Source organism: Methanophagales archaeon, assembly GCA_021159465.1.
Classification (GTDB): domain Archaea; phylum Halobacteriota; class Syntropharchaeia; order Alkanophagales; family Methanospirareceae; genus G60ANME1.
Genome location: JAGGRR010000205.1, coordinates 1 through 1,648 on the forward strand (window position 1 = coordinate 1; position 1,648 = coordinate 1,648).

A 1,648-nucleotide genomic window follows, 5' to 3' on the forward strand; every position below is an offset into this window, starting at 1 on the left:
TTAAGGATGAGGTGACTGTAATCATATTCAATATATGAAATTCCATTCTCTTTCTTTTTTATATTATAACTTGACTTCGCCACTTTGATGCCTAATGGAAAGAGATATTGAAGGAACTTCAATATCTCCTTTATGAAATCAAACAAAACATATCCATTAGGCGGTATAGTAATGATTGAAAAAGTAGAAAAAGAATTCGGTCTTTTTTCTACAATTTTTAAAAATCTTGGAGGAAATGCCAAGAATTTTATTCCTATTGTAAAACTCCACATATACAACAAACTCACTCATTCGGTTTCTGTTCGTCAGATCCCCAATGCATATCCAGAAGAGCTTATGAAACAATTGGGAATGAAAGGAAAACCTTCGGAAAGAACCCTTTATAGAACGTTAGAAAGAATTGGCAGATATTTTCCAGTTGTTTTGGAGAGATACCAGCGATTTATAGGGGATAATGGACTTGCTGACAGCAATCAAATCATTGACTTTTCATCTACATATATAGAAGGGGAAAAAGCAGAACTGGCATCATACGGTTATTCCAGGGATAAAAGGCCGGATAAATTGCAGATAAATTTTGGAATTTCCACAGGAATAAATGGCATTCCTACTGCACTAACCATTCAGAAAGGAAATGTACAGGATAAAAAGCATATGAGGGAAATGCTGAAAATTGTATCAAAAGTACTTCCAGAGAATTCATTGCTTATATTTGATGCGGGAGCTGATACAAAGGCAAATAAGGAGAAGATAAGAAAACTTGGGTACCATTATCTTTCATTAAAGGCAAAGAAGATCAAGACATATCAGAAATATACAGAATTCTTCAAAAACAATTTTGATCAGGTGGAGTATTTTGAGATAAATGGAAGGCATTATTATTGCATAAAGAAAAAGGAGGGAAAAGAATTGCTTTATATCTTCTTTTGTCCTGAACTTTACGAAGACCAAATAAAAGCAAAGGAACGGAAATTCAAAAGGCAAAAAGAGAAAGGTAACAAAATATTGAAGAAAAGGAAAAGGGATAAATTTCCATCAGATAAAGGATGGATAGAGCTTGTTCCATCCTTGCAGAAAACACTATTTGACATAGAAAATCCTTACATAAATGGAATTGAAGGATTTTTCATTCTAGAAAGTTCTGTCGATAACGAGCCGGAGAAAGTATTGAGATTGTATAAAGAAAGGGACAAAGCAGAGAAATTCTTCAGAAACTTAAAGGAAGGGATTGAATTGCATCCAGTAAGGCACTGGAATAAATGGTCTGTTATTGGCATATTTTTCATATGTTTCCTTGCAAATTTCCTGATAAATTTGACACTGCTTTTGAGTGAAAACACTCCTGTAAAAAATGCAAAGTTACTCAAAAAATTCCTGATAAATTTGTCACTTACAGTCGTTTATCCGCCAAAAGGCTTTAGATTCCACATTTTGAGCAATGTTTCACCGCAAATTCTGGCAATTTTCGGTGATTTTATACGGCGATACGAGGATAAAAGCCTTAATCTGAGGTGGTAAAATGGCATAAAACTGCAAATGGCAAATTATGCCATAGCAGTTTTGTTAGTGTGAAAAAGGCCAAATGGCAAAGTTAAGTTGTAATATTCTATAGTTTCTCCCCAGCTATGAAAGTGATTTCTCAATACCT

Annotated in this window: 1 protein-coding gene; it reads left to right on the plus strand. The window is 34.0% G+C overall.

Going from position 1 to position 1,648, the window contains the following annotated elements:
• The first annotated feature begins 171 nt into the window (after nt 1–171).
• The gene (locus tag J7J01_08935; protein MCD6210989.1) at nt 172–1,518 is read left to right on the plus strand and encodes a transposase; all 1,347 of its coding nucleotides are present in this window, start codon (nt 172–174) and stop codon (nt 1,516–1,518) included.
• The last annotated feature ends 130 nt before the right edge of the window (nt 1,519–1,648 follow it).

What these genes read in the sequence shown, in the direction of transcription:
- J7J01_08935 (MCD6210989.1), top strand. Translation starts at nt 172, where the DNA reads ATGATTGAAAAAGTAGAAAAAGAATTCGGTCTTTTTTCTACAATTTTT.